We start from the raw sequence: 16177 nt of genomic DNA, 5'->3' as shown, positions 1-16177 counted from the left end.
GTGCTTTTTGATGTGACCTGGCACATTATAGCTGCCGCGTTTATCCTGGATATCCTGGCCGGAGATCCCAAATCCCTGCCCCATCCCATTATCTATATGGGCCGGGCTATTTCATTTTTTGAACCTGAATTTCGAAAACGGATTAAAAACCCATTCCGGGCAGGACTTCTCTTTGCCCTTTGCCTGATATCCACAGCCTTTGGCCTGACATGGGCCCTTGTTTTTATGGCCGGCCGGATTCATCCGGTTGCGGCCGCCATTGTCCAGATCATATTGATTTTTTACAGTTTTTCCACCAGAAGCCTGTACAGGGCCGCCATGGATGTATTTACCCCGCTGTCCCGAGGAGATCTGGCCCAGGCCAGAATCAAGGTGGGATATATTGTGGGACGCCAAACCAAAAACCTGGATGAAGCGGGTATCACCCGGGCGGCCTGCGAAACCGTGGCGGAAAATTTCGTAGACGGTTTTCTGTCGCCCCTGTGTTTTGCCCTGGTACTCGGTGCCCCCGGGGCCATGATGTACAAGATGATCAATACCCTGGATTCCATGGTTGGGTATAAAAACGACACCTATATCCTGTTCGGCAGGGCTGCGGCCCGCATTGACGATGGGGCCAACTATATCCCGGCCCGGCTCTCCATCGTGATGATTGCGCCGGCAGCAGCGATACGTTCCCTTTCCCGAGGCAGGCGCGCGTTTTTCACCGCGCTGACCCAGGGTCGCAATCACAAAAGCCCCAACGCCGGCTTCCCCGAGGCGGCCTTTGCAGGAGCGCTGGGCGTCCGGTTCGGCGGTCCCAATGTCTACCACGGAAAACTTGTGGATAAACCCTATATCGGCGGTGCCTTCAACGACCCCAAACCCGTCCACATTGAAAAAGCCTGTGAATTAATGATGCTGTCAGCCCTTATTTCCGTGGTATTGGGCTCTCTTTTGGCCTGGGGTCTGTTTTAGAATGATGAAAAAACCTTTCAGGCTGGGCACAACCTCCTTTATCTATCCGGATCATATTATCCCCAATGTCAAAAAAATCGGCGCCTTTTTTGACGAAATTGAACTTCTGGTCTTTGAAAGCAAACCCAAAGAGGTGATGCCGCCCCGGAACGATGTGAAAGAACTGGCAGGACTATCCCGGGACCTGAATCTGACTTATAATGTCCACCTGCCCACGGATATCAACTTATGTGCACCGGACCATCGGCAACGCCGGGACGCCGCAGATACCCTGAAACGGGTGATTGAGCTATTTTCCCTTGCGCCTGTCACAAGCTTCACCCTTCATCTGGAGATGGATAAACCCATGCCGTCAAAGGATGGCATGGAAGTCTGGCGAAACAATGCACAGCAGGGGCTTGAATTGCTGGTGCCGGCCCTTGAAGATCCGGCAAAGATCGGCGTGGAAACCCTGTGGTACCCCCCGGATCTTTTCAAAGAAGTGGTAACCCAATTTGGCCTCTCCGTCTGTGCCGACCTTGGGCACCACATCAAATACGGGTATGACATATCGCGCACCTTTGAACTGTTCGGCCCCAAAATCAATCTGATTCACCTCCACGGTGTGGATACACACCTTGAAAAACCGCCCCAAGACCACATTGGCCTTGACAAAATGGCACCAGGCGAGTTCAGGAAAATCATCGGCCACTTGAAACACTACACGGGAACCGTCTGTCTGGAGGTTTTTAAACTTGCCGATCTGCAAGGCTCTCTATCTGCCCTGGCCAAAATTTTTAACGGCATACCCTGTATATAAATCCATAGTTATTTAATAAAATCAATCCGGCTGATCCATACACAAATCTATGACTCAAGAGCGCAGAATGCGTATTATCAAAATATTATCGGAATATCATCAATAATTCACAGATAACTCAAATTTAGAATTGCTGATTAAAATGATAGATGATAGGGTAACGAATAATTATGATTAATTGGGAAACCTATTCATGAATGAAAAAAAATCCAAGGCAAACCTGCCGCCTCCACCTCAGATGAGCCCTTACGTATTTACGCTCCTGTTGCTCGGATTCGGGTTGTGGTGCTTTTGGGACGGATGGCTGAGTACAGATCCTGACATGGCCGAGTATGCCCTTTTCAACCAGGTATTGAGCGCTGTGTTGGTTCCCTGGGCCGTATGGGATTTTTTCAACGTCAAAAAAAAATATAAAAATAATAATAACCGACCGGCTGATCGCCCGGGATCTACAGCAACAGACAAAAGTAACTTTAACACAAATAAATAAGAGATGGTTGCCATTGTCGGATATTCTGATGCGGCAAAGTCTTTTCAACAGATTTTTTTTGTTTTATGAAACCGGTTTCAGGGTGGGCCCGGACAATCGAGTGATCCGGAACCACCTCCCTCCAGTGTATAAAACCTACTTTCGTCCCAGAATCATAGTTTCGGGGTTGACCCATTCATCAAATTGTCCGGGCTGAACCAAATCCAGTTTTGCGGCAGCCTCTTTTAACGTCATGCCGTCCGCAAGCGCTTTTTTGGCGATCCGTGCGGCATTGTCATATCCGATGTGCGGTGCCAGCGCTGTGACCAGCATCAGGGAGTTTTTCAGGTGGCGTTCAATCACCGGGATGTTCGGGGTAATCCCGGCCAGGCAATGGGATGTGAAAGAGGCGATGGTGTCGGCCAGAAGCGTAACTGACTGAAGCAGGTTATGTATGATAACCGGCTTAAATACATTGAGTTCAAAATTCCCCTGGCTGGCGGCAAAACCGATGGCCGCATCATTTCCCATGACCTGGCAGGCCACCATGGTGGCTGCTTCGGTCTGGGTGGGGTTTATTTTTCCGGGCATGATGGAGCTGCCCGGCTCATTGGCCGGGATGTTGAGTTCTCCGATGCCACATCGGGGACCGCTGGCAAGCCACCGGACGTCATTGGCGATTTTCATCAGATTGGCAGCCAGCCCTTTGAGTGCACCACTGGTGAAGACGATCTGATCATGTCCGGTGAGGCCATGGAAGGTGTTTTCCATCTGTGTGAAGGGATGGCCGGTTGACCTGGCAAGTTCCTGTGCCACGGCTTTTCCAAACCCTTGGGGCGCATTTAAGCCTGTTCCCACCGCTGTGCCGCCAATGGCCAGCGGATAAAGTGTTTCCAGGGATTGCAAAATCTGCTCTCGGCTGCTTTGGATCATGGCTTCCCAGCCGCTGATTTCCTGGCCAAGTGTTAGCGGTGTGGCATCCTGGAGGTGGGTGCGTCCTATTTTAATAATCTGTGAAAATTCTCGGGATTTTTTTTCAAGGGTAAGACGCATGCGGTCAACTTCGGGAAGCAGGGTGTCATGGATCTGAAAAACTGCCGCAATATGCATGGCAGCCGGGAATGTATCATTGGAACTTTGGGATTTGTTTACATGGTCATTGGGGTGGATGGGTCTGGTTTCATCAAGCTTCTTGCCGTCAAGAAGGGCTGCTCTGTTGGCAATGACCTCATTTAAATTCATATTGGTCTGGGTGCCGCTGCCCGTCTGCCAGACGTGAAGGGGAAACTGGCTGTCGTGATCCCCGTTCAGGATTTCATCGCAGACCCGGATAATAAGATCTGCCCGATGATCGTCCAGCAGTGTCATCTGTCTGTTGACGGCGGCACAGGCTTTTTTCAGCCGTGCAAAGGCATGGATCATGGCTTGCGGCATAAATTCCCGGCCAATGGTGAAATTCTGCCGGCTGCGTTCGGTCTGCGCGCCCCACAATGCGTCTGCGGGCACCTGGATTGCGCCCATGGTATCATGTTCGGTTCGATTCGCCATCTCTTGATTCCTCCTTTTGGCCCTTACTCCGGAAGGGCGGGTCTGTTGTGTCGGTTCCGGGAATGATGGGGTTCCTTACGATCTGTTTGTCGGAATTTGCCAATATAACAGCTTGCCGGAGCAAGATCAAATGCTTGAGGCCGCTGCAGCAATTCAGAGTGTCGCACCTGCACCGTAGTAGTTTATGATGTGACCTTTATAATTAAGGCGCGGTTCACCGTATCTTCAATTTGAAATTGAAAGACGTCATTTCTCCTTAATTTAGCTATCCCCGTTTGTACCTCATTTTGTGCTATAGAAATTTTTCTGTATTCTGGAGCAGACACCTCCTATACAATTTCATCCGTTGTAAGAGAAGCGGTAAAAAAAAATAAAATAATAATAATTTTACTTGACACACAGATTGGTGCTTGATATATATGCTTCCGTTTCGGGCGATTAACTCAGCTGGGAGAGTGCAAGCCTTACAAGCTTGAAGTCGCAGGTTCGATCCCTGCATCGCCCACCACATCAGGCAAGTTACGGGGGTGTAGTTCAGTTGGTTAGAACGCTAGCCTGTCACGCTAGAGGCCGCGAGTTCGAGTCTCGTCACTCCCGCCACAATAAAGCAAAGGGCTTTTGAGGAAACTCAAAAGCCCTTTGTGTTTTTTTTGAGGAATACACAAATAAGTAAAGACAAAAAAACCGGCGATCAAGAAAAAGATTCTTGATCGCCGGGGTGTGCAGGGTTAAATAATGATGCGTCAGGCTCTGTGAGTCTTTGTCAGAGCATTGATAATTTCAGTTCCCATTTCCTCAGTATTGACAGCATTTTCTTTTTTATCGGTCAGATCTGCAGTGAGGATTCCTTGGTTAAGAACGTCGGAAATTGCCGCCTCAATGGCATCAGCTGCCCGGGTTTGTTCAAAGGAGTATTTCAACATCATGGCTGCGGACAAGATTTGGGCAATGGGATTGGCTATACCTTTGCCCGCAATATCCGGCGCAGAGCCGCCAGCCGGCTCATAAAGGCCGAATTTTTTTTCATTCAGGCTTGCCGAAGAGAGCAGCCCCATTGATCCGGTGATCATGGCACATTCGTCAGATATAATATCGCCAAACATATTTCCGCATAAAAGCACATCAAACTGGTGGGGGTTTCGGATAAGCTGCATGGCGGCATTGTCAACGTATATATGATTCAAGGTGACATCCGGATATGATTTGGAGACTTCTGTGACCACTTCCCGCCACAGAACCATGGCGGTGAGTACATTGGCCTTGTCCACAGACGTTACAATGCTGCGCCTTTTCCTGGCGGCCTCAAACGCCATTTTGGCAATCCGCTCAATTTCGAATCTGGAATATACCATGGTATCAAATGCGGTTTCCTCCTGGCCGCTGCCTCTTTTGCCCCTGGGTACACCAAAATAGATCCCGCCGGTCAGTTCTCTGACACATAAAATGTCAAATCCGTTTTTTATGATTTCCGGTTTCAGGGGAGAGGCGGACGCAAGGGAAGGGAATACTTTGGAGGGTCTTAGGTTGCAGTATAAACCAAAGTGTTTGCGCAGCGTCAGAAGGGACGCACGTTCAGGCTGTTCCTCCGGTGGCAGATGTTCCCATTTGGGTCCCCCCACCGAACCAAACAAAATGGCATCTTTTTGTTCGCACAATGCCAGGGTTGAGGCCGGCAGTGCTTTGCCATGATTATCAATGGCTGCACCACCCACATCTGCGTATTCATAGGATAGTTTAAAATCAAAAAGCTCAGCAGTTTTATCAAGCACTCTGATTGCCTGTGCCATGACCTCTGGACCAATACCATCTCCGGCAAGTACAGCAATTTCGTTCAATGTTTTTGTCTCCTGTAAGTTTATAAATAATTAATTTAATTAAATTATACTGGAATATATTGAATAAGGCAAGATGCAAGAACAACAATTTTATCCAAGATAGGCCTTATCTATTATTTTCATGAGATATTTAAATGAGATTGCCCTGTTCGTGGATAAATTAAACGTTTTGGTTTAAAGCGTTTTACGCTATGGTGTCTTCCAAATTTTTATTTACTCTTAACGTATAAAGAGGTGCTGCCATGCCAATTGCAGACAAGATGGTCGGAATCGTAAAATCCGCATCCATGATCAGAAAAATGTTCGAGGAGGGCATCCGGATGAGAGAACAGTTCGGGGCTGATAACGTGTTTGATTTTTCGTTGGGAAATCCCGATGTCCCGCCGCCGCCGGTGGTGAAGGAAACGCTGCTGGGTCTGATCAATGATGCCGCAACTTCTCACGGATATATGCCCAATGCAGGATACCCCTGGGTGCGCCAGGCCGTCGCCGATTACCTGAACACCCAGTGCGGCGTTGGGATGACTGCGGATTTGGTGGTCATGAGTGTGGGGGCTGCCGGTGCTCTGAATGATGCCTTAAAAGCCTTGGTTAATCCCGGCGAAGAGATCCTGGTGCCGGCCCCATATTTTGTGGGGTACAACCAGTATGCGTTTATTTGCGGAGCCAATCTTAAAACCGTCTCTACCAAGCCCGACTTTCATTTGGATCTTGGGGCCATTGACGATGCTATTAGTAAAGATACCCGCGTCATGTTGATCAATTCTCCGAACAACCCCACGGGCGTGGTATATAACAAACAGGAACTGGATGAGCTGGGGCAGCTTCTGGAAAAGAAAAGTCAGGTGTTTGGTAAACGCATTTATTTGATTTCGGACGAACCCTACCGCAAAATTGCCTATGATGTGAATGTGCCCTGGATGTTTGGCGTATATGACCATACCATTGTGCTGACCTCCTATTCCAAGGAGCTCTCCCTGGCCGGTGAACGTGTGGGATATCTTGCGGTCCATCCCGGGGCTGAAGATGCGGCAATGATCGCGTCAGCCGCGGCCGTGGCCAATACCATGATGTTTGTGAACGCCCCGGCGCTGTTTCAGCAGGTGGTAGGAAAGCTGCAGGGCGTATGTGTGGATATTGATATCTATCGCAAACGCAGGGACATGATCTGTGAGGGCCTTGCTGCGGCAGGGTATGAGTTTAATGTTCCCGACGGTGCATTCTACCTGTTTCCCAAGACCCCCATTGAGAATGATGTGGAATTTGCAGGTCTGCTTAAAGAAGAGAATATCCTGGCCGTACCCGGTTCAGGATTTGGTGGCCCCGGCCATATCCGACTCTCCTATGCCGTTCGTGAACAGTCCATTACAAATGCCATGCCCGGATTCAAACGGGCCATGGAAAAGGCTCAAAAATAAAATAACGCCATATTTTTGGGGGACAATTTGTCCCCCAAAAATATTTTTTAAACTCTATCAATTCTGATAGTGCTGCCTGGGATATGCTCTTTTTTTTCGGAGTGCACCGGTTCATGCCCCTTCTCTGCTGTCCAGCACCCCGGGAGCAGGAAAACGCACTCCCAAGCCCATCAGGGCCTGTTTTCCCCTCAGGGTCAGGTCCGTTGTGAACCGGAATTGGTCCCGGGCGTCCACCGGATAGGCCTTGATCCTGTATTCCGTGGCCCAGGGCCCTTCCGAGGCAAGGATAACCACCGGTTTTAACAGCTGAAGATAGGCGCTGGTCATGGCCGTATCTTCCAGGGCCTGGATTACCAGCCCGGGGTCGTGCTCGGGGTGGAGGTAAAACCTGGCAACACACTGGAGGTGGCGACTGCCGTCGTTGGCATTGAAGATCATTTCCCCCCAGAGCTTCAGGTGAGGGATCACCACCACCGTATCATCAGGGGTGAGTATCTCATAGGACCGCATGCCGATGGATTTGACCTCTCCGTAAACCCCGTCCACAGAGATCCAGTCCCCAAGCCGGTAGGGCAGTTCATAGAGAGTGACGATGCCGGCGATGAGGCTGCCGACATAGTCCTTGAAAGCAAACCCCAGGGCCAGACCCAGGGTCCCCAGCAGGGCAAATATATTTTGCGCTTTTGGATCCACGACAATGGAGATGATCATCCACACAGAGGCCAGGATGATGACAAGACGGGTCAGCGGTACTGTGGCCAGGACATAGAGCCGATGCCGGCCCGAGAGTCGGTCCGCTATCCACGGAATCACCTTCTGACTGAGTCCGATCAGCACCAGGGCCAGGCCGGCCAACAAAACGACCCTGATAACGGTTTCCTGGTTCATCTGCTGGAAAAATTCCATGGGTCAATCCTCCTTTAGAATTTGTCTGTCAGATAGGCTTCCCCGTTGAGGTGGGCTCTCACGGACGGATACCAATGGGCCGATATTTTTAACTCTCCCTGGTGGGTTTCCACAATTCCTGCGTCAGTCAGCGTAAGAAGTGTCCGGCCTGCCTCAGTAGCGGGAAAGGGAAGCAGGTCCACGGCAAGATCCCGGGGCAACCCGTTATGAAGCAGCAGGGTGTGCATGAGGATCGGGGATGCCAGCCCCAGGTCCGAAGGGACAACAAGAGATGGTATTTTTTCCCAGGGCTCCACCCAGATGGTGATTTCGTCGGCGGGTCCTGTTTCAGACGCCTGGTCACCGGCGGTCTGATCCGGTTCGCGTTTCAGGGCCCGCCGCCAGATCTGAAGGGCAATGCCCGGTATACCAAAACTGCGGGCTGCCAGTTGATTGATAAAGGCACTTGCCCTGGTATCGCCATCTGCAGGTAGAACTGTTTCTGCGTTGTTTGCCTGGCGGAAGAGTATCTGCCGACCGCATCCATCATCTGCCCTCCGGCTCAGCCATCTGCCCAGGGAGAGATCGTCAAACGCCTGTGCTACCACCGCTTTTGGAAACGGAACCGGGAGTATCCGTCGCAAATAAGTCAGAGCCCAGGAGTTGCATCCGATAACACCAGTGCCCACAGCCTTTGAATTGATGTTCGCCAGGAGTTGGCGGATCAGGGTCAGTCCACGAACATGGCGCAGATAGGTTTTAGCTATGTCGGGGACTACCCAGGGAGTATCTGCGGACTTTGTCCAGTCCAGCCATGTCAGGTCCTGGCTGAGAATCTGCTCTGGATCTGGCGCCGGAATCAGCCGCCATTCCAAGGCCTTGGCCAGACGGGACAGGATCTGGGCATTGTCGCTGCCGGGCAGGCCCGCAACCATCATAACAGACGGGGCCTGCGCTGATCCGGTTTTCTCTTTTACCGCGATTTCAAGCGCCCGGACAGCCCCGGACCAGTTAGAGAGGGGCGCAACTTTTTCAACGGCAGAAGGCGACAGGTATTCCAAATTCTGAGCAGGGTCATGGATCTGGGTGTCGTTCCGCTGAAATCGTTGCCAGATATCCTTTATCCCGCGTTTTATGGTGCGGGAGATGGTTGCCTGGGGAGCGGCATAATCTGCCAGGGGGACATATTCCCACAGATTCGGTTTTTTCCGGTTCACGTCATTTCCTCATGTTAAATTCATGTCGGTGTTCGTCCGGCCCTTCCGGGTTGATCAGGTCTTATTTGCCGCTTGAAGGATTCAGGCGCTCTGAACAGAATTTACAGAACACCGCATCCGGATTATGTCCATGGGCCATGCAGGCCTGGGTGGAAATTTTTTCCGGACAGATAGGAAGTTGCCTTTTGCTGAGCAAGGTATAACAAAAGTTGAACAGATGCTCAAGAGTCTGAATTCAACCTTTTTTCATAAATGTACACTTATCCATTATCTTACAACAAATGAGAAGGCAAGTATGTAAAATCCAAATCATTGAGAAGATTTACAAAATATTATAAAATAGGTTCATGAATTTACCACAATCGGGAGAGCCTATGCCTAGATGTGAACGATACAACCAACCAGCTATCGGAACAATAGTTTGCAGGCCATGAAGCCTACCACCCGGGAAGGGTAAAGCTCCGATTTTACATTACCTGTGGTGACTGCATGGCTGTGTATCAAGGGTCGTATCTTTGTGAAGGGTCAAAATGTTTCTTACAAGAACCTATTATGCGGCCACGGCCGATTGAATATTAGAACAGGAGAAAAAATGACCACACAACCAAAAGAAAAAAATACTATGACACAGGCAGAATATTTGGCCATGGAACGAAGCGCCCTGGATATCAAGTATGAATATTTCGAGGGTGAAATATTTGCTATGGTCGGAGCAAGAAAAAACCATGTTCGAATTAATGCTAATCTTACAAGAAAAATAGGGAATAAATTCGAAGCCACTAATACCCCGTGTGAGGTGTGGCCCAATGATATGCGGGTAAAAATTGAAAATGGTTATGTCTACCCTGATATTGCAATCTCTTGCAACGATGCTGAATTTGAAGACAACGAATTCGATACACTGACAAACCCGATTGTTATTATAGAAATTCTTTCAGAATCGACAGAAGCCTTTGACAGAGGAAAAAAATTTGGCTTTTACCAGGCAATCCCAACACTTCAAGAATACATCCTTGTCTCTCAGGATAGATATTATGTTGAACAATTTATGCGCAGTAATGATGGTAAGTGGGAGTATCGATCACTAAAAAATGTCGATCAAATTCTAAAAATGGAATCTGTTAATTGTGAATTGCCACTATCTGAAATTTATTGGGATATTGAGTTTGAACAGAAAGGTTAACAGATTCCGGCAGCTTGATGAAACAGGGTTCATTCCCCCAGATGTTCTTGATTGAGCCGTCAAGAAAAAACATCAGTCCATAGGTCAGAATCAAGGTGTATACTTTTAAGTGTTCTTTATAGAATACATGGCTGTCGGGTTTAATATCATTCTGGATGACTATTGTTCTGGTGCTTCTTGCTTTAATACGGCAGACAAAATGTTTGCTCTCTTCCTGGAGGAGATCAAAACTTGATTATCGAATAATCCGGGGACAGATTTGGGTAGAGCAGGAGCCAGGGTATAGTCCAGCCTCCTTTCATTAAACCGTACGTGCGGTTTTCCCGCATACGGCTTTCCGATGTTTTTCATCTATCTGAAGAACAGGCCGGAATTCAGCCTGAACCTTGAAGCTTGAATCACATTTTGTTTCCCTCAATTTGCCTGTACAAATCCCGGGGACGATGCTTGATAGGGCGGGACGGCGCCCTCTGAAATTGAGGAAAAATGTCATCCCAAATGCTTGATTCTTTATCCGACTTGTTTTATGCTTTTGATACTTGTGCAAAAGATGTTCCTCAACTTGCAGAGACGATTAAACAAATCATTTCTGATATGGATTGACTTTAAGGAATACAAAACAAAAAAAACTCTTTGGCCACGGATCAGGACCAAGACTTCCACAATCCATACGGATTCAGCCCAACGATAACATGGAGGGATCATAAAAATGGATATCCACGCCTGGATCGCCGTTGCTACGTTGGTTGCGGCCATGGTTCTTTTTATCAGCAAGCTTATCCCTCTTGAGGCCACTGCTCTTTCGATCCCGGTTGTGCTTGCGCTCACCGGGACTGTTAATCCTGCTGAGGCAGCCCTCCGCGGGTTCGGTAACAGCGCGGTGATTTCTCTGGGAGCCATATTCGTACTTTCAGCCGGGCTTAAGGAGAGCGGTGTCGCTACGCTGATGGGGAGAATGCTTGAGCGGTTCGGTGGCAAAAAAGAGTGGCGTCTGGTTTTGCTGATCATGGTCACCACCTGTGTTCTCTCCGCAATCATGTCAAACGCGGCTACTGTTGCAGTTTTCCTTCCAGCTGTTTTGGTGCTCTCCCGCAGGGCAAACATTTCCCCTTCTCGATTAATGATGCCCCTGGGGTATGCGGCGATTCTCGGCGGCACGCTTACCTTGATCTCGACGACTTCCAACCTTATTCTTGGAAGTGAACTTGACCGACTTAGCGGCGGAGATAAAGCTCTCGGGATGTTTGAGTTCGCTGTTTTAGGCGTTCCCATCTCTGTCGCCGGCATTGCATATATGGTTCTGATCGGGACCAGACTAATCGGTAAGAATAGGTTGGACAACACACCCAGGGTCGGAAGTTTCCAAGAGCGGTTGAAAAAACGGTACAATCCCGAAAAAAAACTTTTCAAACTGACCATTCCATCGGGGTCTGATTTGGCCGATGCCACAATTGAAAAGGCAAGCCTTGGAAAGCGATTCCAGATCGAAGTTGTCCAAATCGCCCGCAAAAAGGGTTTTAGAAAACAATTCATAGACATCCGGCCGGATCTCAAGATGCATGCCGGCGATGTTCTCTTTGTCGATGGACGGGATGAAGACGCTCAAAGACTTGCCAAAGTGCACTCAATTTCTATTGAGATTGCAACTGAGGTCGAGTTGGAGAGTCTGAGAGGACGGGGGATCAATATGGCTGAGGTATTAATTTCACCTCACTCTGCCTTCCTCGATAGAACCCTGATCGACATTAGTTTTCGAAACGTGTTTGGACTGTCAGTCCTCGCCATTTTAAGAAGCGGTAAAATTATCGAAAAAGACGTAGGCGCTACCCCGTTGAAACTTGGTGATGCCCTGCTCGTATACGGCCCCGTCCGATATTTCCGAAAGCTTGAGGAAAATAATGATCTGGTGCTTCTGGATCGGCAACAATCTGAAGAGGATGTCCGACACGCACCTATCGCGCTTGTGCTTCTGGCCGTGGCCCTTTTACCGCCGGTTCTCGGATTGTTCCCTCTTGCGGTCAGTGCCTTGGCCAGTGCGCTTTTAATGGTGGCAACCGGCTGTGTCTCGCTTCGAGGCGCTCAAAAAGCAATTGATTTTCGAATCCTATTTCTGATTATAGGTACAATTCCTCTGGGTGACGCACTATTCCAGACCGGTGTGGCGGGTAAAATGGCCGCCAATTTGTTCCCGGCGCAGATGAGTTTGGGGCCGTTCTATGTTTTGGGGGTGCTGTTTGTGGTTTCTTCTCTGTTTAGCACGGCATCTAACAATGCGGCAGCCGCGGTTATCCTTGCACCGGTTGCTTATCCTGCAGCAGAAGCTAGCGGTATTGATGTCAGTAAAACATTTCTTGCTGTGGCCTATGGCGCCAGTTGCGCCTTTGTTCTTCCGTTTGCTCATCAATGTAATTTGATGACCATGGGGCCCGGAGGATACAAAACAAAGGATTTCATCAAGGTCGGAGTTGGTTTGTCTTTGGTTATGGCGACGACGGCGGTTGTTCTTCTCGCTCTATAGAGTATAGGGTTAATTTTTATGGTATGAGTGAAGGCGTTTGCTAAAATTACCCATTCACAATGATTATAGTTAAAATCCCGTTATCCAGACTTTACTTTTTATTGCAGGTGATTATCGTTGTTGGGGTAACCAAAAACAAATCCTGGTGACCCATGAAAAAAAATATTGCTGCCGCTGTAACCCAGACAGCTGATAAATATGCTGCTCATAGCCCGACTCCCCTGCACCCCCTGGAAGAAGATTCCCGGTCCAAGGAACTGGACCGGATCATTGTCCGGGGTGCCAAGGAACATAATCTTAAAAATATTGATGTAGAGATCCCCAAAAAAAAGCTGGTGGTTGTGACGGGTGTTTCCGGGTCGGGCAAGTCCAGCCTGGCCTTTGATACCATTTTTGCCGAAGGCCAGCGCCGGTATGTTGAGTCCTTGTCCTCCTATGCCCGGCAGTTCATCGGGCAGATGGAAAAACCCCGCTACGATACCATCCGGGGGCTTTCTCCCACCATTGCCATTGAACAGAAGTCCGCTTCCAAAAATCCACGCTCCACCGTGGGTACCATCACTGAAATTTACGACTACCTGCGGGTGCTCTTTGCCCGGGTGGGGACCCAGTATTGCTATAAATGCGGGAAAAAGGTGGGACGGGGCCATGCCCAGGCCATGGTCTCCCAGATTATGGATCTGCCTGACGGGTCTAAGATCCTTATTCTGGCGCCCATTGTGGAAAACCGCAAGGGGGAACATCGGGAACGCCTTGAAGAGCTCAAACGCGAAGGTTATGCAAGGGTCCGGGTGGACGGGGTGGTCCAGGATCTTGAAAATGTCCAAGCCCTGGCCCGCAATAAAAAACACCACATTGAAGTGGTTATAGACCGGCTGGTGGTAGCGCCCCAGGCCGCGTTTGAAAAACGACTCACCGATTCCGTGGAAGCGGCCCTGAAACTGGGCGCAGGCCAGCTCATTGTGCACATGCTGGGCCGGGAAGACTTGAAAATGAGCGAGGCACGTTCCTGTTGCGGTATTGCCTATCCGGAACTTACGCCCCAGATTTTTTCTTTTAACTCTCCTTTGGGCATGTGTCCTGACTGTAACGGTATCGGCACCCTTTTGGCCATTGATCCGGATAAGGTGGTGCCGGATCCCAATCTATCCATCCGTGAGGGTGCGGTGGTTCCCTGGAAAAACTATTTCATCAAGAACCCGCGCTTCAACAATGAAAATTCCTGGGGCAAGGGCCAGTTACTGGCCATGGAGGAGCAGTGGGGTATTGATTTTAATATGCCCTGGAAAAAGCTGCCCCAAAAAGACCGGGATCTGCTGCTCTACGGCTCCGGAGATAAACAGATGACCGTGAACTGGAACTCGTCAAAGATCCAGGGTCAATTTTCCCGCACCCACGAAGGTCTGATCCACACCTTGATGCGCCGGTACAGGAACACCCAGTCCGAACATCAGAAAAAGTACTATATCGATTTCATGACTTCGGCCATCTGTCCGGCATGTAAGGGGCGGCGGCTGCGGGATGAAATTTTGCATGTCAGGATCAATGAAAAATCCATTATAGATGTCACTGAGATGACCGTGAAAGATGCCTATAATTTTATCTCTTCACTGGTGTTGACCGGCAGCAAAAAGCTCATTGCCGCCGAACTGCTCAAGGAGATCCGGGATCGTCTGGGTTTTCTGGTGAACGTCGGTTTGGATTATCTCTCCCTGGACCGGTCCGGTCCCACCCTCTCCGGCGGGGAATCCCAGCGCATCCGCCTGGCCTCCCAGGTGGGGTCTGAACTGACCGGGGTGCTTTATATTCTGGATGAACCCTCCATCGGCCTTCACCAGAGAGACAACATTAAATTGCTGTCCACGCTGAAGCATCTGCGGGATATCGGCAACACCCTGCTCATTGTGGAGCATGACCAGGAAACCATGGAGGCCTCGGACTGGATTGTGGACATCGGCCCGGGTGCCGGTCATCTGGGTGGCGAGATCGTAGCCCAGGGTACCCCTGAACAGATCAGGAACAACCCGGTTTCCCTCACCGGTCAATTTTTAAGCGGACATGAGACCATTGCCGTGCCTGAAAAACGAAGGACCCCCAAAACCATGGGAGATAAATGGCTCACCATCCACGGGGCATGTGAAAACAACCTGGCCAACATCACAGCCAAAATCCCTGTGGGGCTTTTAACGGCCGTCACCGGTGTGTCCGGAGCCGGTAAATCCACCCTGATCAACCAGATTCTTTACCCGGCCCTGGCGGTAAAACTGCACGGCTCCCAGATGAGTGTGGGAAAACATAAAAAGATCACCGGGCTGTCCCACATTAATAAAATCATCAACATTGACCAAAAACCCATCGGCCGGACCCCGCGCAGCAATCCCGCCACATATACCAAGCTGTTCGATCCTATCCGGGACCTCTTTGCCATGCTGCCCGAATCCGAGGCCAGGGGATATAAAAAAGGACGGTACTCTTTTAATGTTAAGGGTGGCCGGTGCGAGGCCTGTCAGGGCGACGGATACATCAAGGTGGAGATGCACTTTCTGGCCGATGTGTTTGTGCCCTGTGACGTATGCCACGGCAAGCGGTTCAACAAGTCCACCCTGGAAATTAAGTACAAGGATCATTCCATTGCCGATGTATTGGATCTTTCCGTAGTGCAGGCCAGGGATCTGTTTGACGCCTATCCCAAGATCATAAGAATTCTGGATACGCTCGTGGATGTGGGGCTCTCCTATATTAAACTGGGTCAGGCAGCCACCACCTTGTCGGGCGGCGAAGCCCAGCGGATTAAGCTGGCCCGGGAGCTTGCCAGAAAGGACACCGGCGACACCCTTTATATCCTGGACGAGCCGACCACCGGGCTGCACTTCCACGACATCCGTATGCTGCTGCAGGTGCTCCAGCGCCTTACCCATGCCGGCAACACCGTTGTGATCATTGAACATAATCTGGATGTGATTAAGACGGCAGACTGGATTCTGGACATAGGTCCCGAGGGGGGCAGCGGCGGAGGAAGGATTGTGGCGGCCGGTCCGCCTGAGGATGTGGCTAAAGACCCCGGCAGCTATACTGGCCGGTATTTAATTCCCATCCTTAACTCCGGCGGTTACATTTTTGTTTGATGAGTTACGTTTTTTGCATCTTTTGAGGGTCAGGAGTGAAAATTTTGTAACTCGGTTTTTTATTGGCAGAATGCCTCTTTTTGAAAAAAAAGATTTAAATATAAGCAGTTGCATTATTGGTATGTTATTTGCATATAACAGTTATGTATGACAAAGGACACAATAACCCCCTGAAACCAGTGCATACGCTATCTGTCCTTGTCTCTCCACCATCATCACCTTC

At 49.7% G+C, this 16177-nt stretch carries 11 protein-coding genes and 2 tRNA genes; 9 read left to right on the top strand and 4 right to left on the bottom strand.

Annotated elements, in window-relative coordinates; genetic code table 11:
• The 3 genes from cbiB (at position 1) to DESPODRAFT_RS03250 (ending at position 2246) form a co-directional block, all read left to right on the top strand.
• On the top strand, positions 1-957 hold the full coding sequence (gene cbiB, locus DESPODRAFT_RS03260; RefSeq protein WP_004071282.1) for an adenosylcobinamide-phosphate synthase CbiB: 957 nt from the start codon (positions 1-3) through the stop codon (positions 955-957).
• A gap of 1 nt (position 958) precedes the next feature.
• Positions 959-1756 (top strand): cobamide remodeling phosphodiesterase CbiR, encoded by a 798-nt coding sequence (cbiR, locus tag DESPODRAFT_RS03255; protein WP_004071280.1) that lies wholly within the window; start codon positions 959-961, stop codon positions 1754-1756.
• A gap of 193 nt (positions 1757-1949) precedes the next feature.
• The gene (locus tag DESPODRAFT_RS03250; RefSeq protein WP_004071277.1) at positions 1950-2246 is read left to right on the top strand and encodes a hypothetical protein; all 297 of its coding nucleotides are present in this window, start codon (positions 1950-1952) and stop codon (positions 2244-2246) included.
• 135 nt (positions 2247-2381) lie between these two features.
• Here the strand turns inward: DESPODRAFT_RS03250 and fumC are convergent, their stop codons facing one another.
• On the bottom strand, positions 2382-3773 hold the full coding sequence (gene fumC / locus DESPODRAFT_RS03245; protein ID WP_004071276.1) for a class II fumarate hydratase: 1392 nt from the start codon (positions 3771-3773) through the stop codon (positions 2382-2384).
• A 432-nt stretch (positions 3774-4205) separates the two neighbouring features.
• On the opposite strand from fumC, the gene DESPODRAFT_RS03240 reads away from it, so the two are divergent.
• Together DESPODRAFT_RS03240 and DESPODRAFT_RS03235 are read left to right on the top strand one after the other, a co-directional pair.
• A tRNA-Val gene (locus DESPODRAFT_RS03240) sits at positions 4206-4281 on the top strand.
• Between the two features lie 15 nt (positions 4282-4296).
• Positions 4297-4373, top strand: a tRNA-Asp gene (locus tag DESPODRAFT_RS03235).
• 143 nt (positions 4374-4516) lie between these two features.
• Here the strand turns inward: DESPODRAFT_RS03235 and leuB are convergent.
• Entirely contained in the window at positions 4517-5608 is a 1092-nt protein-coding gene (gene leuB, locus DESPODRAFT_RS03230; RefSeq protein ID WP_004071274.1) for a 3-isopropylmalate dehydrogenase, read from the bottom strand.
• Positions 5609-5850: 242 nt separating this feature from the next.
• Here leuB and DESPODRAFT_RS03225 point away from each other — a divergent pair, with 242 nt between their 5' ends.
• A complete protein-coding gene (locus tag DESPODRAFT_RS03225) occupies positions 5851-7026 on the top strand; it encodes a pyridoxal phosphate-dependent aminotransferase (RefSeq protein ID WP_004071272.1) in 1176 nt (391 codons plus the stop codon).
• Between the two features lie 111 nt (positions 7027-7137).
• Here DESPODRAFT_RS03225 and DESPODRAFT_RS03220 read toward each other — a convergent pair whose 3' ends face one another.
• Both DESPODRAFT_RS03220 and DESPODRAFT_RS03215 read right to left on the bottom strand, forming a co-directional pair.
• Entirely contained in the window at positions 7138-7932 is a 795-nt protein-coding gene (locus tag DESPODRAFT_RS03220; RefSeq protein ID WP_004071270.1) for a mechanosensitive ion channel domain-containing protein, read from the bottom strand.
• 14 nt (positions 7933-7946) lie between these two features.
• Positions 7947-9128, bottom strand: coding sequence for a hypothetical protein (locus DESPODRAFT_RS03215; RefSeq protein WP_004071269.1), 1182 nt, complete (start codon positions 9126-9128; stop codon positions 7947-7949).
• 592 nt (positions 9129-9720) lie between these two features.
• Between DESPODRAFT_RS03215 and DESPODRAFT_RS03210 the strand changes: the two genes are divergently transcribed.
• The 3 genes from DESPODRAFT_RS03210 (at position 9721) to uvrA (ending at position 15954) form a co-directional block, all read left to right on the top strand.
• On the top strand, positions 9721-10311 hold the full coding sequence (locus DESPODRAFT_RS03210; protein WP_004071267.1) for a Uma2 family endonuclease: 591 nt from the start codon (positions 9721-9723) through the stop codon (positions 10309-10311).
• 709 nt (positions 10312-11020) lie between these two features.
• Entirely contained in the window at positions 11021-12829 is a 1809-nt protein-coding gene (locus DESPODRAFT_RS03200) for an SLC13 family permease (RefSeq protein WP_004071265.1), read from the top strand.
• 152 nt (positions 12830-12981) lie between these two features.
• Positions 12982-15954 carry an excinuclease ABC subunit UvrA gene (uvrA, locus tag DESPODRAFT_RS03195; protein WP_004071263.1) on the top strand — a complete coding sequence of 991 codons (2973 nt, stop codon included), beginning with the start codon at positions 12982-12984 and terminating at the stop codon, positions 15952-15954.
• Positions 15955-16177 lie beyond the last annotated feature (223 nt).

This window comes from Desulfobacter postgatei 2ac9 (assembly GCF_000233695.2).
Classification (GTDB): Bacteria; Desulfobacterota; Desulfobacteria; order Desulfobacterales; family Desulfobacteraceae; genus Desulfobacter; species Desulfobacter postgatei.
This window is presented reverse-complemented; position numbering and strand designations above follow the sequence as displayed.